Source organism: Desulfobulbaceae bacterium DB1 (assembly GCA_001914235.1).
Taxonomy (GTDB): Bacteria; Desulfobacterota; Desulfobulbia; order Desulfobulbales; family SURF-16; genus DB1.
Window position 1 is genome coordinate 210,333 of record MQUF01000003.1, and the last position, 17,546, is coordinate 227,878.

The following is a 17,546-nucleotide window of genomic DNA, read 5'->3' on the forward strand; positions in this document are numbered from 1 at the left end:
CAACTATAAAAATGAATTAAGGTTCATAAAATCTTGCGGCGGCAAAACCGGCCGGGGCGGCATCATTGCCTGATTTTGTTCAATTTCAGCCGACAGAGCGTCATCGCCGCAAAGACGGCCGACTAAAGACTATTTAATTGCATTTCACGGCCGTGTCATGTAAGAAATCTTTATTTTTTTTGGTACGGATATTGATTGCTTGCAAAGAGCCGCCCAAAAAAACCGGGGAAGGGGAATTTCTCACCGAGTTCACGCCTCAAACAAAGACCCCTTTTTTTATGCAGGACTCAATCCTGTCAGCCCCGACGCCGATAAACGGTGCTGGATCAATTATAGACGCCTCTCTCTGAGAATGAACCATAAAGCGTCTGCCAACAATACTTTTTAGAAAAATGCAAAATAAATCACCATACCTATTTCCTTTCTTTCTTTTTTTTCTGTTGACCTTTCTCTGGGGCTGCGCCGCAACCGACACCACCCGGCAACTGGCTTCCATTGACGATGACTCCGCGAAGATTGAAGAAAATGCGGCAGCAGAGTTTGAAGAAAACGCGGCAACGGACGACTCAACATTCTCCGAACCGGAGTCCACCATGGCCGAGGAGCTGAAAGAACTGCAAAACCTCGGGGTCTGGATGCCGAAAAACCAGTATCAGCTTGAAGAAGAAACCAGTTATGATTTTCCGGTCACCATGAATAAAGAGGTGGAGTTTTATCTGGATTTTTTCCAGAACAAGCAAAGAAAATTATTCACCACCTGGCTTGAACGCTCCACCCGCTATCTGCCGATGATCAAGGAAGAACTGCGCGAAGCCGGACTCCCGGAAGATCTTGCCTACCTGCCGATGATTGAAAGCGGGTACAGCCTCACCGCCTTCTCCACCGCCAAGGCAGTCGGCCCCTGGCAGTTCATGAGCCCCACCGCCCGTGATTACGGCCTTGAAATCAACAAATATGTTGATGAACGGCGCGATCCCGAAAAATCAACCAAAGCGGCGGTCGCCTACCTTTCCAACCTTTATAACATGTTCGAAGACTGGCAGCTTGCCGTGGCGGCCTATAACGCCGGCGAGGGCACGATTAAAAAAGGCATCAAGAACTGCAATGCCGGCGATTTCTGGGAACTTGCCCAGCAGCAGTATTTGAACAATGAAACCAAAAGATACGTGCCCAAACTCATCGCCGCCATCATGATTGCAAAAAATCCGGAAAAATACGGATTCACCAATATCAATTACGCGCCGCCCCTGGAATACGAGACAGTGGATGTGCCGCCCGGCACATCGCTGCGCGCCGTGGAAGTCGCCTGCGAAACAAATCTCGAGGACCTGCGGAATCTGAACCGCCAGCTGCCGCAACTGATGACACCGCCGGGCGAAAAGGAATATACGCTGAAGGTTCCGGTGGGCAAGAAGGAATCCGTTGCCAAAAACCTTCCCAATGTCAAGGCAACCGCTGGTATCGAATACAAAACCCACGTGGTGGCCGGCCGCAGAGAAACCCTGACAAAAATATGCTCCCTTTACAATATCAGCAAAACCACCCTGCTGAAGGCAAACAATCTCCGCCAGTCAAAACTGACTCCGGGACAGCGCCTGAGAATTCCCCAGAGAACCATCAACTATGTCCTGTGGGACCAGAATTCGCCCAAGCATGCGGAGGGCACGACACAGCAGCACATGGTGCTGCACAAGGTGAAGCCCGGCGAAACCCTTTCCAGCATCTGCCGCCGCTACAACGTGCCGGCCGAACTCATTGTCTCCTGGAATGACCTGAAGAATGCCAACTCCATCAAGGCCGGCCAGCAGCTGGCCCTTTATGTGTCCGATGCCGCCGGAATGGAGAATGTCGTGGCCGAGGCCGTGACCGGAAACCAGACCGCCGCCCTGCCTGCTGACGATCCTGCCTCTTACAAGGTGCGCAAAGGCGATACCCTGTGGGCGATTTCCCGACGCTTTCAAGTGACGCCGCAACAAATAAAGAAATGGAACAACATCAAAGGCAACGTCATTCAGCCCGGCACCATCCTGCGGCTGAGCGAGTCGAATGAAATTGACGTCCTGTCCATGCTTCCTTCCAAAAAGGCAGCCCTTTAATCACCCCTGAAATCATGGAAATTTCCGGCAAAACAGCGCTGGTTCTCGGTGCGGGCAAAGGCATCGGCAAATATATCGCCCTGGCCCTGGGCGGAGCCGGGGCACGGCTTGTCATTACCCATTTCGACTGGCAGGAAGAGACCAAGGAAACACTGGAGGAATTCCGCCAAAAGGGCTTTGATTATCTGGCCGTCAAAACGGATCTGCGGCAGCCGGGACAGATAGACCGCCTTTTTACCGAAATCGGAAAGAAATACGGCAGGCTCGACATCCTTATCAACAATATAGAACGAGGCGGCATGCCGGTGCTCCACGGCCCCTACACCTCGGAACAGTGGGATCTGGAGCTTGAAACCACCCTGAAGGCCAAATGGTTTGTCATGGACCGGGCCCTTCCCCTGCTGAAGGCCTCGGGCAACGGGGTTGCCCTCATCTTTTCATCCATCTCCGGCCTCGTCGGCCGGACCGGGCCGGCCGGACTGATCTTTAACGACGGCTACAGCGCCGCCAACCGGGCGATCTCCTCTTTCACCGAAACCTGGGCACGTTTGGGCGCTCCCCAGGCCAGGGTCAATGAGCTGATGCTCGGATTCTTTGAAACCCGTCATGCCGAAGGAACACGGGGGTGGCCCCTGCTGACCGAAGAAGAGCGACAAGCGATCCTTGACCATACCCTGCTCGGCCGTACCGGAAAAATCGACGATATTATCAAGGCGGTCTTTTTTCTCATCAAGGACGCGCCCTTCATGACCGGCACCACCATCAGGCTCGACGGCGGATACCCCCTGGGCGCATCCGCCGTGCCGCCCATGCCCAAGGGAATCATCTAATCGACGCGCTGCAATCAATCGGAACAGTTACATTTGCCCGCTTTCTGCGCCTCCAGCCTTTTCAGCACATCCTCCACGGCCCATACCGGGATTTGCCGCATGATAACCTCGACCGCGGCCTGCTTGATCGAATCCGGATTTTTCGGATTTTCAGGCTTTGCCTCGGCAAGAACATCTTCCGCGTCATACCAGCAAAGCTCCTTGCCCTGCTTGTCATAAACAGTCAGGATGCGCCGGTTGTTTTCGTGGATATGTTCTTCCTCGATCACATTGCCGACAATCTGTAACGCCACTTCATAGGGAACGAATTTTACCTCTTCACTCATTGCTACCTCCTGAATTTATAGCTCCATTTCAAAATATCAGGCCAGCGACTTCGGCCAGAAAATCCGCTGATACATGTTCTGGGCATAACGGTCGGTCATGCTGGCGATAAAATCGCAGACCCTTCTTTCCGGTGAGGTGCTGGCGGCAAAGCTGCCGATCTCTTTTTCCAGAAAATCCCGGTTATGCAGCAGATATCCATACAATTCCCGCAACAGCTTGCTCGCCTTGACAAACTCATTGTGCACCTGGGGCGACTGATAAACGTTTGCATACAAAAACCGGCGTAACTGCTGCATGGCCAGCCCCACCCCCTCTTCCACCCCGAAAACCAGCTTTTCATCTTGCGGGTGGGTTTCGGAAAGCACGGCTTCGATCATGGTGACAATCCGCTTTGCATGCTCCTCCCCCAATGCTTTTTTGCACTCACGGGGGATGTCATCCTGCCGGATGACCGAACTGCGGATGGCATCATCAAGATCATGGCTCAAATAAGCGATGATATCGGCGTAGCGGACAACACATCCTTCCGCCGTAATCGGCAGATCCCGCCGGTTATCAGGCAGCACCTGCCCATAGCCCTTGGAATGCTTCATAATGCCGTCCCGTACCTCATAGGTGAGATTCAAACCGAGTCCGTCATTTTCCAGCACGTCAACAACGCGCAAACTCTGCCTGAAATGTGAAAAACCACCGGGAACGAGCTCATTCAACACACTTTCCCCGGCATGGCCAAAAGGAGTATGCCCCAGGTCATGGCCCAGGGAAATGGCCTCCACCAGATCTTCATTCAGGGACAGCGCCCGGGCAATGGTCCGGGCAATCTCGGAAACCTCCAGGGTGTGGGTCAACCGGGTCCGGCAATGGTCACCGGTGGGCGCCAGAAAAACCTGGGTTTTATGCTTCAGCCGTCGAAACGCTTTTGAATATACGATACTGTCCCGATCGCACTGAAAGGCGCTGCGGATCGGACATTTCTCAATCGGCACGGCTCGGCCGCGGCTTTCAGCGCTCAAACAGGCATAAGGGGAAAGATGCGCCCGTTCCCGCTCCTCGATTTCCTGACGAATAGTCACCACTGACACCTCAAGCGTCGCTCACCAACACGACTCCATTCTCATATCGGCAACACAGTGAGAGCCGCAACGCGGCAATCACAAAAAAATCACGCTCTTGCACAACAGCCCCTCAGCCTTTGAAAAAATATCTCGGCCACAGCACGCAGCGACGGCAATACGGAGACGCAACGCAATGCTCGATGCCGCAGAGGTTATGTCGTAACGGCTGCTAATTTCTTTGACGCAACCGAAAACAGCCGTTATGGTACGGTTTCCGTCGCGTGCGCATCACCCATGCAGCATACTGTTCCCGCAGGGAAAGAACAAAGGAATACCCATGAACCACAACCACGAACATTTCATGCTCCAGGCCCTGGAGGAAGCGCAACAAGCTCTGCGGAGCAAGGAATTCCCGGTGGGCTGTGTTCTTGTCCATGACAATCGGGTTGTCGCCCGGGGCAGACGCATTCACAGCGGTTCATCCGGAAGAAACGAACTCGACCATGCGGAAATCGTCGCCCTGCGTCATCTCATCACCACCCATCCGGATATCAACCCCGAACACATTACCGCATACTGCACCATGGAGCCATGTCTGATGTGTTATGCGGCCCTGTTGCTCAGCCGCATCGGCACCATCGTCTACGCCTATGAAGATGTCATGGGCGGCGGCACCGGGCTGCGGCTGGCCGGGATGCCCCCTCTCTACCGCGAGGCAAAAATCGAAATCATCTCCCATGTTCTGCGACAGGAAAGCCTGCAGCTTTTCCGGCAGTTCTTCCAGGATCCGGCCAACAACTACTGGCAAGGCAGTTATCTGGCGGAGTACACCGTCAGCCAACCCTGATCTCCACATAGAAAAACCGGACATGCCTGATGGGGGGCTCACGTCCGGTTATGTGCAGTTTTCCCGGCAAACTGCGCGCCGCTGCTTTCCCTGCGCAATCTTACAGAGTGGCAATCACAGCGATCATGATAAACATGCATATCATGAAAATTCCGACTTTCATTGGAACAGAGCTGTCTTCTTCGTGATGATGTCCGTGTCCGCCCATAGTTTCCTCCTCCAGAAGCATGTATGAAAAGTAGCCTTTTTGCAGAAATTGCAATGTACCTTATTCAACGGAAATAGCAACTGCAAAGCACCCCCCCTTTTGCACGACGAATTATCCGCGCCCGATATCTGTTGAAAATACCGGCCATTGGGGTTAACTGGACCATGACCCCAGACGATAAGCCGTTGTAGGAAAATAACATGGCCGGAGAAATGCGCCCCAACGGCATAAGGAGCCGTAACGAAATTGAAAAAAATGGCCATGTTATTTCGGTACGGCTCCTAAACAGCGAAGGAGACTCCATGCACAGCCTGACCCCCCGGACAGTGGGCTTCAAGCCCCGAGAAAGAAATATTTTTTTCCATATCCTTACCGCCTGTAACCTCTCCTGCCGGCACTGCTACATCAACACCGAACAGCACGGCAGCGGGACGCTTTCCCGGGAAACCATGGATGCGTGGCTGGCGCTTTTTCATGATCCGCAAAAAAAATCAAATCTCATTTTTCTGGGCGGTGAACCCACCATGCATCCGGATCTGGCCCAGGCGATAAAAACCGCAAAAAAAATCGGATACGACAGCATCACCGTTGACAGCAACGGTTTCCTCTTCCACGACCTGCTGACCAAAATCACCCCGGCGGACGCCGTGATCAGCTTCAGCCTGGACGGCCCAACTCCGGCAATCAATGATCCGATCCGCGGCCAGGGGGTCTTTGCCGTCTGCACCGCAAATATCAAAAAAGCCGTTGCCCTCGGCTTTGACACCAGTCTCATCTATACGGTCAGCAAAATGAACATCGAGCACCTGGCCCAAATGCCGGTTCTCCTTCAACAGCTTGGCATAAAACGATTTTTTATCCAGGTTATCGGCATCCGGGGAAAATCAGCGGGCAAGGAAAAAGACCGGCTGCAACTCACCCCGGAAGAATGGCTGGCCGCTGTTCCAAAAGTGGCGCAAGAGGCAGCGCAACGAGGCATCCACGTTATCTTTCCCAAGGTGTTTCTTGCAAAAGGAGAAAAATTCGAATGCGCCGGCCGGGTGGCGGAGAACTATTTCATCTTCCCCAACGGCCGGGTTTACCAATGCCCGCTGTGTGAAGATTTCCCGGTTCACGCCTTCACCATTGTCGACAACGGGCTGGTCCACAATACCGGGCTTACGGAAGACAGATTCTTCACCCTGGACATTGCCGAGGGCTGCGTCATGAACAAACTCCTGCAACCGGGCAATATCAGCTATGACGAGCAAGGAACCCCTTTGCACCGCATCTCCTGCTGTCTGCTGAAGCAGGAAATCGGCAACGACTGACATCTTTGCCGCATGCAGGCGTAACGCCTCTGTTACTTGAAGACCAGCATGATCAGAAGGGCCAATTCATAAAGGACAAAAAGCGGCAAGGCAAGCAGGACGGTGGAAACAACATCTCCGGCGGCAAGAAGAAAAGAAAGCAGGACAATGGCCAGGTAAAAATATTTCCGCTGCCGGACGAAATAAACGCGGGTTGCCAGTCCGGTCTTGCCGGCCGCCACCATCAGGAACGGGATCTCAAAGGCAAGGCCGAAGGCCAGGGAAGAGCGGACGACAAAGGTGAGGTACGAGTCAAGTTTCGGCAGGGCCTCCAGATTCTCCCCGGCGAAACTCATCAAAAAGGACAGCGCCTGGGGCATGATGACCAGATACGCAAAGCCCACTCCAAAGAGAAAAAGGAGGGTGGCCCAGAAGACCACGACCAGAACCGCCTTTTTTTCATGGCGGTGCAGCCCCGGCGCGACAAAGGCCCATGACTGATAGAGAATAATGGGGAATGCCGCGATAATGCCCACCAGAACGGAAATCTTCAGATAACTGACAAATGCCTCGGTCAGATTGGTGTAAACCAAACCGGAGAGGGTGGGACTCGCCTGAAAAAGCGGAACAACGAGCAGCTCCGTAATCTGCCGGGAAAAGACATAGGCAATGATCGAGCAGAGGACAACGGCACCGAAGGCCATGGTCACCCTGCGGCGCAACTCATTGAGATGATCGCCGAAATGACTGGCAAGAGGACTCATCAGCTCTTTTTTTCCGACTTGTCGCCTGCTTCCTCGCCTACCGGGGCCGAAGCGCCGATCGCCTCCCCATAGACATCCTGACCCGATCCGCCGGCCGTCTCCGGGACAGCGGCTTCTTCTTTCGCCGTTTTTTCCGACCCGGCATGTTCCGCGCCGGGCAAAGCGGCCCGCTCCTCATCACTCAAAGGCTGCAGCAGCTCCAAGGGCCGTTTCGCTTCCTTCATCTCCTCCTGTAGGGAATCCTTCAGGGCATTTGCCGTTTTCTTCAATTCAAGAAACTGCTTGGCCAGGGATTTCGCCAGATCAGGCAATTTGTCCGGCCCGACAACGATAAGCGCCAGGGCCATGATAAGAATGAGTTCAGGAAGACCTATGCCAAACATAGTAGCACTTCACGTTAAATTGAGGATTCCCGCTGCAGGGGAAAAATAAGCCGTTGCCGCAAAATAATGTCGTCGGCCGGAGCACGGAAACGACAGGAGCAGCCGTAACAAAAGAAAAGCATTTCGCAACGGCATAAGGAGCCGTAACAAAAGAAAAGCATTTCGTAACGGCATAAGGAGCCGTAACAAAAGAAAAGCATTTCGTAACGGCTCCTAAATAATTCCGGCAACAAGGGTTGCCGACTTTGTCAATCTACGGTATTTGATTTTTAGTGTCAAGCAGCATGGCGCATTGACTTTTCAGAAGTCTTTGGCTAAAGTTGGCCGGCGTCGAAAAATGTTGCAAGAGAGGAAGAGCGCTTCGGCATTACGGGCGTTTTGCACCAACTCTGATGAAATATGACAAATTCGCAAAAGGCCGAAAAACCGACTCTCCGCCTGCGCTGTTGCATGCGCTCAGAGGCCGGGGTCGACAGACACTTTTGCGAAGCCGACAAATAAGGAGCGGATCCAATGGCCAATGTTGTGGTGGTGGGCACCCAGTGGGGCGATGAAGGGAAAGGAAAAATAGTCGACCTGCTTACCCGGTATGCAGATTATATAGTTCGCTTTCAGGGAGGCAACAATGCCGGCCACACGCTGGTGGTTGAAGGAAAGAAATTTATTTTCCACCTCATCCCCTCCGGCATCCTTTACGAAGACAAACAGTGCTTCATCGGGAACGGCGTTGTGCTTGACCCGGAGGTGCTGCTTGAAGAAATGCGGAAACTGGCGGAAAGCGGCCTGCCTGTCAATCCCTCCCGCCTGACCATCAGCGAACGGGCCCATCTCATCATGCCCTATCACAAGCTGCTTGACCTGGGCAGCGAAGCGGCCAAGACGAAAGGGACCAAAATCGGCACCACCGGCCGAGGTATCGGACCCTGCTATGGCGACAAAATCCTCCGCTGCGGCATCAAGGCCGGCGACCTGCTCGATCCGGACCTTTTCAAGGAAAAGCTGGCGGCAAATCTTGAAGAAAAAAACCGCATCCTGGCCGATTACTACAATACCAATCCGCTTTCCCTGGACGAGATATACGGCCAATTCCAGGGCTTTGCGGAAAAACTCGCCCCCTATATCGACAATGTTTCGGTGAAGCTTGACGAAGGCCGCAAGGCGGGCAAGCATATTCTTTTTGAAGGCGCCCAGGGCACCCAGCTCGACATCGATCACGGAACCTATCCCTTTGTCACCTCCTCCAATGTGGTGGCGGGCAATGCCTGCACCGGCTCGGGTTTCGGCCCGTCCCATATCGATGCCGTTATCGGCATTCTCAAGGCATACACCACCCGGGTGGGAGAAGGTCCCTTCCCTTCCGAACTCTTTGACGACACGGGAGACGGGCTGCAGAAACGAGGCGGCGAATTCGGCGCCACCACCGGCAGAAAAAGGCGCTGCGGCTGGCTCGACACCGTGGTGGCCAACGAAGCGGTGCGATTAAACGGCATAACCGGCCTGGCCATCACCAAGCTTGACGTGCTGAGCGGGGAAAAAACATTGAAAATCGCCACCTCCTACCAGGCGGACGGCAAAAAATTCCTCGCCATGCCGGGCAATATCCGCACCGCGCAGAAACTGCAGCCGGTTTACGAGGAAATTCCCGGTTGGGATGATGATATCAGCGGGGTGCGGAGTGTCGACGATCTGCCCCGGAAAACCCGCGATTATGTCAAAAGAATCGAAGATCTCACCGGAACGCCGGTCATGCTGCTTTCCGTCGGCCCTGACCGGGCCGAGACCCTGCTGCTGCAAAATCCCTTTCACAAATGATCCGGCCGAACATCGGTTGAATTGAAAATCAATCATGTAATCGTTCCCGCGCAGCGGCGCGGGAACGATCACTTCTGCCCCGCCTGCCGATCAGTCAGCCCATGGACGGCATGATCCCTTCAGATCTTTCCCGTCACCAGGGTCTCTTTGCCTTTTTTTCTTTCACTTTTCCACCACGAAACAGTACAATCGTTCACAGGAAATTTCCTTAAACAACGCCATGGATACTATTTTCAACTTCACAACACGCATTTTCGACCCCCTGCATGTTTTCTGGGAAAAAGAGTCCAGCCAACGTGTCGTGGCCGGCGCCCTGGTGCTGATATTCGTTCTGAGCCTGGGCCTGATAGAGCTCAACCGCCAGGGACTGCTGCACACCTCATTTTCGGCCCCGGTGCCTCTCACCCATTACATGGCAATCAATCTGGCATTTACCCTGGTGCTGATTCTCGAGGTTGTCAGCCTTATCTTCACCCTCCCCTGTTCCATTTCCAAGGCCCTGGGCAAGCAGTTTGAAATACTGGCACTCATCTTTCTGCGAAACTCCTTCAAGGAACTGACCCTGCTGCCTGAACCGATCTCCATTGATGGTCATATTGATGTGCTGTGGCGCATACTTTCCGATGGAGGCGGCGCCATCATTATCTTCGCCCTGCTTGGCTTCTATGCCAAAATGCAGCGAAGGTCGGAAGAAAGGCATATGTCGGGCCCCGCCCTCTACAGCTTTGTCGCCTCCAAAAAAATGGTTGCCTTGCTCATGCTGGCCATCTTCTGCGGCATGGGTGCATACAACGGATTTTTACTGATCAGCGGCGCGAACACATTTAACTTCTTTCATAATTTCTATACGGTGCTCATCTTCTGCGACATCCTGCTGGTGCTGATTTCCCAATGTTTCCAGCCGGGATTCAGGGCCGTCTTCCGCAACTCCGGCTATGCGCTGGCGACCCTGCTCATCCGTCTTGCCCTGACCGCGCCGCCGTTTCTCAATGTTCTGATCGGGGTGGTTTCCGCGGTTCTGGCCTTGCTGCTCACCCTGACATATGACAAATTCTACGCCTCCACCAAGCTGTAGAACCTGGATGCCCACGAGAAAAATCTCCATGCCGTCGTTTTCTCCCAGCCCCTCTTCCTCATTTTTACTCAAAAAATAAACAGCTCGCGCGACACAAGAATCAACCACCCTTTTGACGAAATCGTGCCGATGCCTCGCACGAACGGAATTTCTTCAAATTATCATTCAAGATTCTTGACATAATCACATAAATGTATATTTATATGATTATACGAGAAAGAAAACGTTTCGCCTGCCGTGTTCACCAAACAGAATGGAGGTCGTGGTATGAAAGAACAACTTTGCTCAATGACGTCGGACTACGCTGCCCAGCCGACCACCTCAGTAACGCTGGAAATGCCTGTTGCGCTTCTTCAACATGTAAAAAAAGCTGCATGCCTGGAAGGATGTAACTACCAGGATCTCATAACCTGCTATGTCAACCATGGGCTGATAAACAGTCAAGCCCAGATCAGCCGCAAAGAATTTGCGGAGCATGCCAAAGAAGTCCTGAAAACCCACGGTGTCCACTCCGATGCCATTACCGAGGTCTTCAACAAACTTTTGTATTGAGTAAAAGAAGCAGAGACCGAGAGAACATCGATACATGACGGAGAACACCAATGAGAGAAACCTGCAAACTCTGGCCTTTCTCGCCAAATGCCTGGCGGACGAAAATCGGCTGCGCGTTTTATTTTGCGTGAGTAAGGAGAAAAAGTCCGTTTCCAGTATTGTGGAGGAACTCAAATTATCTCAGCCGCTCATCTCCCATCACCTTAAAGAGCTGAAGAGGTCGCTGCTCGTCAGCGTTGAGCGCCGCGGTCCTTTTGTCTATTATGAATTGACCGATGAACGAATCCTGCCGATACTCGAAAAGCTCAACGAGTTGGGCGAGGACCTGCTCAAAACCAGAACAAGTTTTTGATTTATGAGGATGTCTGCGCGTATGACCGAAATTGAAAAAATCATCAACCGGATGGCGCCCGAAGAAGCCCTGGCGGCAATAGCAGCGGTTGCCAACAAGCTGCTTTCTCAAATCAGTGACGAAGCGCGCCTGAACTTTGTCGTATCCCTGATCGGCGATACCGGCTCCGATAAAATATCCAGCATGGTCAATCTCTGACTGGCGGAATGCATGGACGAAGGTATCGATCCAACAAGCATGTGCCAAAGTCTGGTCCATAAAATTGCCCAGTCAAAACAGCTGATGGCGGTTGCCGATCCGGACATTCTTATCCTGTTTGAAAGCTGGCTGGATGAACTTGAGGAAGAGGTGCTTCATTACTTGAAAACCAATGGAAGCACCGACCCTCTCGACCTTGCCGAAAACCTCGGCATTTCAAAAAGCGGCGCTTCTTTCCTGCTCGCGAAAGTGACAAAAAAATAACCTGAAGGAGGACATTATGGACACATTAACTGTTTTTCACAGCGGGAATCCGGCATGACTAACCTGCAAAAAGGCTATAGGCGTAGCCGGCGAAATGAAAGACAAATACGGCGCTGATCTTGAAATCAAGATCTTCACAACCGATTCAGAGGAGGCAAAACACCATAATTTCAAGAGCTCGACCAATGTATTATTGAACGGTGAGCTCCTGCCATTGGATGTTGCGACTGATCGAAACAAATTAGCTCGGTTTCTGGCGAAAAACATGTAACCAAAGGAGGAACGACGATATGAATATGCTTATTATCATCAGCACAAGTGATGGAGAAACTATTTACAATGCGATGCGCCTGGCAAATGTCGGAGTAAAAAAAGGCGACAACATCAGTGTTTTCATGCTCGGCAAAGGTGTCTTGTTTTCACAGGCAGGAACGGAACAATTTGATGTCATGGGGCAAATAAATCAATTCGAGGGTGACTTCTATGTCTGAGGCGTCTGCATGGAATCCCACGGTCTGGAGGGATCAAGCAGCTGCCCCATTGGTTGGATGGACGATTTGTACGAAATATCAAAAGACGCGGACAAGGTATTAACCTTCTAACGTTTCAAAACCATATTCGCATTAAAAAGGAGATGGTATCCCCCATGAAATTCACCCCACTAAAATTTCAAGGAACATTGGCAGCAGCGGGAGTTGCCTTAATGCCTTATATTTTTTTGAAAAATACTATTTTCAAAAGTGAAGGAGAAATCTCCTTATCGAAATTATCGCTGCTGTCCGGTAGCCCTTTGGAATACGCGACCGCCTTTTTTTTAACGGCAGTCATGGGATTATTTATACTGATTCACCTTACCCTTACAGCAATCTTCCTGAAGGAACTTTTCATATGGCTGCTTCAGCCCAATGATTTCAAAGAATTAACAGAAAACCCCTTAACAAATTCAGCAATTTTTTCACCACTCATTTCATTGCCGCTGACCATGGTGGTGCTTTTTGGTCCAGTCAGTTTTTTTCTTCCTCAATTAACTGAAAACATGCAGCATTTCATGCTGCCGGCATTTCTTGTCTTCAGCTTCTTGTGGGCGATAGCGATCTCCCTTGAAATAAAAGCGGTGAAAGTTTTTTTTACAAAACCGGTTGAGCTCGAGAAGCTGAACTTTGGTTGGCTGCTTGATGTCTTGGCGCTTGGGGCAGTGTCACTATTTGGTTCAAGCTTGGCGGATTTTGCACATAACAACTTCATATCATCATCTGCCGCATTTATGGTTATGGTGACACTTTTGGTGGGGATAGCCGTTTTCCTCGTTAAAATAACGGTGCTTTTTTACCAGCAAATTAAAGCAAAAGTAATGCCTGGGATTAATATTCTGCCGGCATATTTCTTAATCGTACCACCGATGTGCTTACTGGGATTCAGTTTCTATAAATTACTGGGATACGCGAGTAAAACCTATGGTTTTGACACAAACGCGATCTCATTCTTGATTATCGTGTTTTCATACCTGACAGCAATGAGCTGGTTTATTTTCTCAATTATCCTGTTAAGAGAATATCTGGAAAAGGAATTTCTATCGTCTGATTTTTCTCCGGCTCAATGGGGGATGGTCTGAGGTTTTGTCGGCACCCAAGTCTTGGGGACAATGATTTACAAATTATATTTCACGAACATTTTGCTCGGCGTGGTTAATTTTGCCAGTATTATATTGGTGATAATTGTTTTTATGATAATCTTGAGAAAATTTATTGCAGCCACCATGAAACCAAAAATTGCGTAAAACGCTTCAAGGACAGAGCCCCGGCAAGGAAAGAGGCGAATTTTCCCGTTGACACCGGAACACTCCACCATTTTCAGGCCTCCGCTCTGTCCTTTGCTCAACAGGGCAACTCCACTCACCCTTTTCGGGCTATGCCCGCACACTCCTCCCCCTCCTGTCCTTCATTCTCCCCATTGAAAAAAGAACCCCCACCACGCACAATCCGCAGAAAAGCACCATGCTCAGATGCATGCTGGCCAGGAAATCCATCCGTGTTTCCCGGCTGACCGGGCTGTCCCCCATGAAATGGTTAAAAATAATGGTAATGAGAGTCATGCAGAGCAGCATGCCCATGGTCCTCATGGTGGCCATAAAACTTGAGGCAACACCGTAATGTTTCGGGCCGACACTGCCCATCACCGTGATCATGTTGGGAGTGGAAAAAATCCCGAATCCGATGCCCATCAGCCCCAGCATCCCCATAATCAACGGCAGAGGTGTCTGTTCATGCACCAGGGCCGCGACCCCGAGTCCGGCGGCGCAAAATCCCATGCCCAACGTTGCCAGAAGCGGCGGGGAATACCTGTCCGCCAACCGGCCGAACACCGGGGACAGAACCGCCTGAAACAGGGGTTGGATAATGAGCACCGTGCCGGCGGCCTGGGGTGAAAAACCCCGCACATACTGCAGGTACAGACTGAAAAAAAACCCGATGCCGAACGAGGCGGCGTAATTGATCAATGTGGCCAGATTACTCAGGGCAAAGACCCGGTTATGGAGCAGCAGATTCACATCCAGCATCGGCGATTTGATCCGGTATTCAAAAAACAGAAAAAACAGCAGTCCGCTGCCGCCGATAAGACCGAGTTCCACCCCCGAATTTTTCCGGTGCAGCGCACCGTAGACACAACAGCAAAGAGAGGCGCAATAAAGAAAGGTTCCGGGCCAGTCATACCGCTCGCCCCGGGCTTCCGCCCATTCCCCTTTCAGTTTCAGCAGGGCGAGAAGAAAGGCTGCCGCCTCCACCGGCACGGCACAATAAAAAATCCATCGCCACCCCAGATGGGACACCATGAAACCGGACAGAACAGGGCCGACGGACAAACCAAGATAAACGCAACCGACAATAAACCCCATGGCCCTGCCCCGCTTTGCCGGAGGAAAAACCGACGACAGGATGGCAATGCTGGTACCCGTAATCATGGCGCCGCCGCTGCCTTGAAAAAACCGGAACACAATAAGACTTTCGATGCCCTGAGCCAGGGAAACAAGCAGGGTTCCAAGGGTAAACACCCCGATCCCGAGCAAAAAGACCCGCTTTCTTCCATAAATATCCCCCATCCTGCCCGCCGGCAGCAGAAAAAGGGAAAAGGCAAGGATATAGGCGGTTTCAATAAGGCCGAGTTGCACCGCGCTGGCGGAGAATTCCCGGCCGATGGCGGGAAGGGCCACACCCACCGCCGACAGCATGAAGGGAGTCAGAAATTGCACGGCGCTGACGATAAACAAAGTAACCGCGCCGGAAATCCGGCATGAATCCGGTGTCCCCGCTTTTTGTGGGCTGCAGTTTTCCATGGTGTCCTAATTGTTATCGCTCCAAAGCCCTGATCGCCACGTCAAAGCCTTGAGACGGTTCTTGCAATGGTCCTCAAACCGTTCTTTCCGACTAATACACGTTCCGCAGTGGTTTCGAAAGAAAGAATCGCCGGCTGGTTTGCGGTGAACAGCAAGCACGGGCTATTCAAGAAAGTCCTCGCAGGGATAAGAGGTGGGGTGATGCCATGCGAAAGAGTGGGAGCGGGAGGTACGTGCCGATTCCAGACAGGAGCAGGCAAGGAAACGCACTGCCGTTTTGTTATCCGAAATGCAATTTCAATTCACATTTTTTTCTTGTTATTCTCTACAGTTACAGCAAAAAAAGTGCGACAGAAAAACCGACGGAACAGCAGCCGCCTTTCCGGAATCCGTCATGCCGGCCCGTTGCGAGAGTGCCGCACATCACATCGTTGCCACATAGCGGGCGCCGGCCATCACATCCGCCATGTCAAGCGCGACATGGGCCAGCATATTGACCGAGACCTGCGCCCCTTCCGACGGACGAACAGGGGGAACGGAAAAAACCGAGCTCAGCCGGTGCAACAATGAAACATCAGGATGCAGCATCTTCTGGTCCAGCGCCTGCTGAATATACCACATCGTGTCACCACTGGTGACATGAATCAACCGCACAGCCAGGTCAACCCGTCCGCCGCCCATGTTCGTGCCGCTGAGCAGGGTATGCACCTGACCGGCCAGAACAAAATCCACCCCGGCCTCCTTGCCGAGACGGATCGCTTCTTCCAGGGAACCGTAATGAGTCTTTTCGAGCTTTACCCGTTGAAACGCCTGTTTGCCGAGCAGAACGTCCTGAAACAAGGCGGCGACACTCTCTCCCTGCCGGATATCGATGCCCTCCGGCACAAGAAACGGCGGAATAACCACCGACTTCTTGCTCAGATCGGTCGCCGACACGGGATGGATATAAACCACCGGGGAGCCGGTCGTCACCTCCGCCCTTTCCTGGTTGTGCCAGGCACAGCCGCCTGCCAGCAAAAATATGATCAGTATCAGATAACGCGCCATCTTTGCTCCTTATTCACGGAATCGATGAATCCGCGAAAACTCCGAAAATGCGGCCATCACCTTTCGTACACCGACATGGCACCGCTGCCGCCGCCGTCATTTGCCGCCAGAAGAAAATCGACATTGGCGCTTCGTTCAATTTCAAGCCCGGCGACCGACAAAACCTCCGACGAATCCGCTCCAACCATCTTCACATTGAGAATCACCGTGCGCGGCGTGACCGAGTAGGTGCCGACGATTATGGCCTGGGCCTCTTCGTCATGCGCCACCAAAGAAGCATCCCGGGTCAGCATCAGTTCGCCGGTGTCATTTTTCACATACAATCCCTGGGCCTTCCTGATTTCGGCAATGCGGAATCCCTGCTTAAAAAGACTGGCGGATAAACCCTCCGTCAAGGCACGGCCGAGGCCTGACGACTGGTAGAGATCGTCAAGACTGACAAACGTGGTCAAAATGAGGCGCTCCCCGCGAGGTGCGCCCGGTCCCCTGTTGACCACCAACTGCCTGGCCAGATTATCACCGAAGCCGAAGAAATCGGGACTGGCAAGAGAAACCGTGCCGCCGTTTCCGGAAACCGCGCACCCGGCCAGTATCATGATCAGCCCCCCCGTCATCACGGCAAGGACGGCAGAAAAAAACCGCGCGCCCGGCAAATGTTGCCTGGCGCAGCAGGCGATCTTTGCTTTATTTTGTTTTCCCAGCATGACACAACCTCATTTTGTCTGAAAACCCTTACCGGCCCTCAAGGATCAGCCGTTCCGCCCGGCGCAGCCCGTCAACGGCATCCGCATAAAGGCCCGGCGATGCCGCGGCTGACGCGGCATAGGCGAACTGCTGCCGGGCCAGCTCATAGCGAAATTCCTCCATATAGCGAAGCCCCTGCTGATAACAGAGCCCGGCATATTTATCCATGTTTCGCTGCCCATCGCCGGAAAAATGCTGCGGCGCGCTTTCGGGCGGCAGCAGCGAACAGGCCGGGATCGCCGGCAAGAGCAGGGCCAGACCAAGAAGAAGCAGGAAGCGGAAAGCTTGCGCCGCTGCCCGTTTTTTCCCCGTCCGCGCCTTCTTTTTATTCCGGAAAAGATTACAGAGATATGTCATACCATGATCCTCTTC

At 52.5% G+C, this 17,546-nt stretch carries 21 protein-coding genes; 11 read left to right on the forward strand and 10 right to left on the reverse strand.

All coding sequences use genetic code 11. The features are described 5' to 3' along the window. Positions 1-392 precede the first annotated feature (392 nt). Positions 393-2,096, forward strand: coding sequence for a hypothetical protein (locus tag BM485_03275; protein ID OKY76286.1), 1,704 nt, complete (start codon positions 393-395; stop codon positions 2,094-2,096). A gap of 14 nt (positions 2,097-2,110) precedes the next feature. Beyond that, complete coding sequence (locus BM485_03280; GenBank protein OKY76287.1) at positions 2,111-2,926, forward strand: 3-oxoacyl-ACP reductase; 816 nt, start codon at positions 2,111-2,113, stop codon at positions 2,924-2,926. 14 nt (positions 2,927-2,940) lie between these two features. On the opposite strand, the gene BM485_03285 is transcribed toward BM485_03280, so the two are convergent. Together BM485_03285 and BM485_03290 are read right to left on the reverse strand one after the other, a co-directional pair. Further along, positions 2,941-3,252 (reverse strand): hypothetical protein, encoded by a 312-nt coding sequence (locus BM485_03285; protein OKY76288.1) that lies wholly within the window; start codon positions 3,250-3,252, stop codon positions 2,941-2,943. A 36-nt stretch (positions 3,253-3,288) separates the two neighbouring features. Continuing rightward, positions 3,289-4,326: a deoxyguanosinetriphosphate triphosphohydrolase gene (locus tag BM485_03290; protein ID OKY76599.1), complete on the reverse strand. Its 1,038-nt coding sequence runs from the start codon at positions 4,324-4,326 to the stop codon at positions 3,289-3,291. A 319-nt stretch (positions 4,327-4,645) separates the two neighbouring features. Here BM485_03290 and BM485_03295 point away from each other — a divergent pair, with 319 nt between their 5' ends. Together BM485_03295 and BM485_03300 are read left to right on the forward strand one after the other, a co-directional pair. Further along, the gene (locus BM485_03295; GenBank protein ID OKY76289.1) at positions 4,646-5,155 is read left to right on the forward strand and encodes a tRNA-specific adenosine deaminase; all 510 of its coding nucleotides are present in this window, start codon (positions 4,646-4,648) and stop codon (positions 5,153-5,155) included. Positions 5,156-5,665: 510 nt separating this feature from the next. After that, positions 5,666-6,673: a heme biosynthesis protein gene (locus tag BM485_03300; protein OKY76600.1), complete on the forward strand. Its 1,008-nt coding sequence runs from the start codon at positions 5,666-5,668 to the stop codon at positions 6,671-6,673. Between the two features lie 32 nt (positions 6,674-6,705). Here the strand turns inward: BM485_03300 and BM485_03305 are convergent, their stop codons facing one another. Genes BM485_03305 through BM485_03315 form a run of 3 tightly spaced genes read right to left on the reverse strand, consistent with a single transcriptional unit; the run spans position 6,706 to position 7,999 of the window. Continuing rightward, on the reverse strand, positions 6,706-7,416 hold the full coding sequence (locus BM485_03305; protein OKY76290.1) for a twin arginine-targeting protein translocase TatC: 711 nt from the start codon (positions 7,414-7,416) through the stop codon (positions 6,706-6,708). Then, positions 7,416-7,799: a hypothetical protein gene (locus tag BM485_03310; protein ID OKY76291.1), complete on the reverse strand. Its 384-nt coding sequence runs from the start codon at positions 7,797-7,799 to the stop codon at positions 7,416-7,418. Before BM485_03310 ends, BM485_03305 begins: the two co-directional genes overlap by 1 nt. Before the next feature lie 14 nt (positions 7,800-7,813). Beyond that, complete coding sequence (locus tag BM485_03315) at positions 7,814-7,999, reverse strand: hypothetical protein (protein OKY76292.1); 186 nt, start codon at positions 7,997-7,999, stop codon at positions 7,814-7,816. Positions 8,000-8,312: 313 nt separating this feature from the next. Here BM485_03315 and BM485_03320 point away from each other — a divergent pair, with 313 nt between their 5' ends. The 7 genes from BM485_03320 (at position 8,313) to BM485_03350 (ending at position 13,664) form a co-directional block, all read left to right on the forward strand. Continuing rightward, positions 8,313-9,611 (forward strand): adenylosuccinate synthase, encoded by a 1,299-nt coding sequence (locus BM485_03320; GenBank protein OKY76293.1) that lies wholly within the window; start codon positions 8,313-8,315, stop codon positions 9,609-9,611. Between the two features lie 220 nt (positions 9,612-9,831). Beyond that, positions 9,832-10,686: a hypothetical protein gene (locus BM485_03325; GenBank protein ID OKY76294.1), complete on the forward strand. Its 855-nt coding sequence runs from the start codon at positions 9,832-9,834 to the stop codon at positions 10,684-10,686. Between the two features lie 267 nt (positions 10,687-10,953). After that, on the forward strand, positions 10,954-11,238 hold the full coding sequence (locus BM485_03330; GenBank protein ID OKY76295.1) for a hypothetical protein: 285 nt from the start codon (positions 10,954-10,956) through the stop codon (positions 11,236-11,238). A 34-nt stretch (positions 11,239-11,272) separates the two neighbouring features. Next, positions 11,273-11,590, forward strand: coding sequence for a transcriptional regulator (locus BM485_03335; protein ID OKY76296.1), 318 nt, complete (start codon positions 11,273-11,275; stop codon positions 11,588-11,590). A gap of 237 nt (positions 11,591-11,827) precedes the next feature. Then, positions 11,828-12,052 carry a hypothetical protein gene (locus BM485_03340; protein OKY76601.1) on the forward strand — a complete coding sequence of 75 codons (225 nt, stop codon included), beginning with the start codon at positions 11,828-11,830 and terminating at the stop codon, positions 12,050-12,052. 290 nt (positions 12,053-12,342) lie between these two features. Next, a complete protein-coding gene (locus BM485_03345; protein OKY76297.1) occupies positions 12,343-12,543 on the forward strand; it encodes a hypothetical protein in 201 nt (66 codons plus the stop codon). Between the two features lie 155 nt (positions 12,544-12,698). Next, complete coding sequence (locus BM485_03350; GenBank protein ID OKY76298.1) at positions 12,699-13,664, forward strand: hypothetical protein; 966 nt, start codon at positions 12,699-12,701, stop codon at positions 13,662-13,664. Between the two features lie 35 nt (positions 13,665-13,699). On the opposite strand, the gene BM485_03355 is transcribed toward BM485_03350, so the two are convergent. From BM485_03355 to BM485_03375, 5 genes are all read right to left on the reverse strand, one after another. Beyond that, positions 13,700-13,948 (reverse strand): hypothetical protein, encoded by a 249-nt coding sequence (locus BM485_03355; GenBank protein ID OKY76299.1) that lies wholly within the window; start codon positions 13,946-13,948, stop codon positions 13,700-13,702. Between the two features lie 10 nt (positions 13,949-13,958). Continuing rightward, positions 13,959-15,383, reverse strand: a complete 1,425-nt coding sequence (locus tag BM485_03360) for an MFS transporter (protein ID OKY76300.1) — start codon at positions 15,381-15,383, stop codon at positions 13,959-13,961. A 423-nt stretch (positions 15,384-15,806) separates the two neighbouring features. After that, a complete protein-coding gene (locus BM485_03365) occupies positions 15,807-16,430 on the reverse strand; it encodes a hypothetical protein (GenBank protein ID OKY76301.1) in 624 nt (207 codons plus the stop codon). A gap of 56 nt (positions 16,431-16,486) precedes the next feature. Then, positions 16,487-17,044 carry a hypothetical protein gene (locus BM485_03370; GenBank protein ID OKY76602.1) on the reverse strand — a complete coding sequence of 186 codons (558 nt, stop codon included), beginning with the start codon at positions 17,042-17,044 and terminating at the stop codon, positions 16,487-16,489. Positions 17,045-17,162: 118 nt separating this feature from the next. Beyond that, positions 17,163-17,531 (reverse strand): hypothetical protein, encoded by a 369-nt coding sequence (locus tag BM485_03375; GenBank protein ID OKY76302.1) that lies wholly within the window; start codon positions 17,529-17,531, stop codon positions 17,163-17,165. Positions 17,532-17,546 lie beyond the last annotated feature (15 nt).